This window comes from Nocardia sp. NPDC102475 (assembly GCF_055584605.1).
Map to the genome: position 1 here is coordinate 26,310 of NZ_JBVJLS010000046.1, position 2,281 is coordinate 28,590.

The window sequence follows — 2,281 nt, forward strand, 5'->3', positions numbered from 1 at the left end:
TGCCCGAGGCGGCTGCCAGGCGTTCGAGAATCGAAGCCCGCTCCAGGTTCAGGCCGATGTTCCAGGTGTGCGCGGACGGCGATGTGCCGGAATGGCTTTGGTCCAGAAGTCGTGACGGACGGCGTCCCAGAGTTTCGCCAGTTTCGGGAGGTGCTCGCGTGCCTGGACCAAGTCGGGGTAGTCGCCGGGTTCGAAGGATACGACCGAGCTTGCGTCGGATATGTTGTGTACGAACATGATTCCGATTTCGTGACGCTGGTTCAGGTGCCAAGTCGCTTGCAGGCCGTCGACTTCGGTCCGGTGGATGCCGTCCATATGTGTCGACGGCTATGGCCGGGTGTCCCGGACGGTGGGCGCATCGGTGTCGGTTAGTGCGTCGAGCACGTCCAACAGGGTTGCGAGATCGGGGCCGTGCCACTCGCGCTGTTCGTTTCCGATCGGTTCGAATGGCAAGCCGCGAGCGGCGGCGCGTTCGCGTGGGCTCATGGCCGGTGGGACGAATGCGCCCGCGCGCACCAGGCACCTGAGAGCGGCGGCCTTCATCGGGCAGGTGATGGCACGGCATGTTATGTGCCGCTGCATGATTCGGTGCGACTCGGCGACCGTGAGTGGACGGCCGGGGTGGGCGTGGTCGGGGGTGATGCTGCTGAGCGCAGCGCGAGCCCACGTCACCGGCGGGCATACCGTTTCGAGGTCGCAGGTCTCGCAGACGCGGGCGGGAGTGTTGTCCACGCTGGCCAGGTCGTAGACGATCAGGGCGGCGGCTTGCACACCGCTGGCGATGGTGAGGCCGTAGCCGATCGGATCGGTGTCCGGATTCTCCGGTGGTCGGACGGTGTAGAGGTACTGGTATCCCAATTGCTCTGCGTGGCGGCGGATCTCGGCTGCATGTCGCGGCGCGGCCGGGCCGGACACGCCGGTCCGGACCAGGCCGACCGCTTTGGGTGTGCGCGCGTCGCCGCCGTCCAGCCGACTGCGGACGTAGGGTGTATCCGGCTGTCCCGCTTGTATGTTCGTCATCGTCGCGAACCTTCGCCTCGGCGTATCGGTGGTCAATGGTGGCGGTCGACCCGAGGTCCGGCCGATCGCCACGACTAGGACACACCGCCCGCGGGGGTCTTGGAAGGCGAAAACGGGAACCCCTGTCAATCGGCGGAAAAGCCCAGCGCAGAGCCGAAGTTTGTGGGAGGGTCTTCCCGATTCTGGAGCACCTGTCGGCTCGAAATATGGGGGTAATTCATTGGTGGACAGCGATAGCAGCATCACTCGTCGACAGCTCGGGCGATTGCTGCGCGAAGCACGTGACGCGATCGGATTGACGCTGGAGGACGCCGCCCGGCTCATGGAGTGGAGTAAGAGCACGCTCCAGCGGTATGAGAAGGGGCAGAACCAGAAGATCCGGATGCGCGAGCTCGACGGGATGATCGATATCTATCGGATCGATCCCGAACGCGCAGAAGGGCTTCGGGGGTTGGCGAAGCAGGCGGCGGAGAAGTCGTGGTGGCATGAGTTCGGGGATCTGATACCGGCGAACTTCAGTGTCTACATGGGCCTTGAATCCGCGGCCACGAGGCTGACCAGCTACCAGCCGGACCTGGTACCAGGCCTATTGCAGACTCCTGAGTATGCACGTGTCCTGATGGCCAGTGCCCTACCGGATGTCCCCCAAGCAGAGATCGAGCGGCGCGTTGAACTGAAAGTGCGGCGACAGAATCTCATCACCCGCAACACCAGGCCTGCCACGCTGATCGTAATTCTCGGCGAGGCCGTGCTGCGCCGCGTGGTGGGCGGCCCGTCGATCATGGCGAAGCAGCTAAAGAAGTTGGCAGACGCCAGCACGCTGCCTAATGTCAATATCTATGTGCTGCCGTTCTCGGCGGGATACCCCACGGGTGACCAGATCGGACCGTTCATGATTCTCGAGTTCCCCACGGACCGTTGGGGAGAGCCGATCGAGCCGACGATCGCGTACGCCGAGAACTACACCGGCGACATGTATTCGGAGAAAGTGGGTATCGTGCAGCGGTACGCACAGGCGCACCAAAAGCTCCAAGAAGCAGCACTGGATGAGGTCAGCAGCAGGGCACTGCTGCGCAAGATAGCGAGGGAGTACGAGCGTGAACGTTGACCTATCTGGAGCGCGGTGGTTTAAGAGCAGCCGCAGCGGGGCAACCAAGGAATGCGTGGAGGTCGCCTTCCTCGACACCGGCATCGTCGGCGTCCGCGACTCCAAGAACCCAACCGGCCCAGCGCTCGTGTTCGCGCCGCGTGAGTGGGATGC

Annotated in this window: 3 protein-coding genes; 2 read left to right on the forward strand and 1 reads right to left on the reverse strand. The window is 63.8% G+C overall.

Going from position 1 to position 2,281, the window contains the following annotated elements; translation table 11 throughout:
- Window positions 1–327: 327 nt before the first annotated feature.
- On the reverse strand, window positions 328–1,020 hold the full coding sequence (locus ACZ60G_RS43050; RefSeq protein ID WP_465818052.1) for a hypothetical protein: 693 nt from the start codon (window positions 1,018–1,020) through the stop codon (window positions 328–330).
- Between the two features lie 223 nt (window positions 1,021–1,243).
- Between ACZ60G_RS43050 and ACZ60G_RS43055 the strand changes: the two genes are divergently transcribed.
- Together ACZ60G_RS43055 and ACZ60G_RS43060 are read left to right on the forward strand one after the other, a co-directional pair.
- Entirely contained in the window at window positions 1,244–2,128 is an 885-nt protein-coding gene (locus ACZ60G_RS43055) for a helix-turn-helix domain-containing protein (RefSeq protein ID WP_465818054.1), read from the forward strand.
- A partial coding sequence (locus tag ACZ60G_RS43060) for a DUF397 domain-containing protein (RefSeq protein WP_465818057.1) occupies window positions 2,118–2,281 on the forward strand: 164 nt, incomplete at its 3' end. The genes ACZ60G_RS43055 and ACZ60G_RS43060, both read left to right, overlap by 11 nt.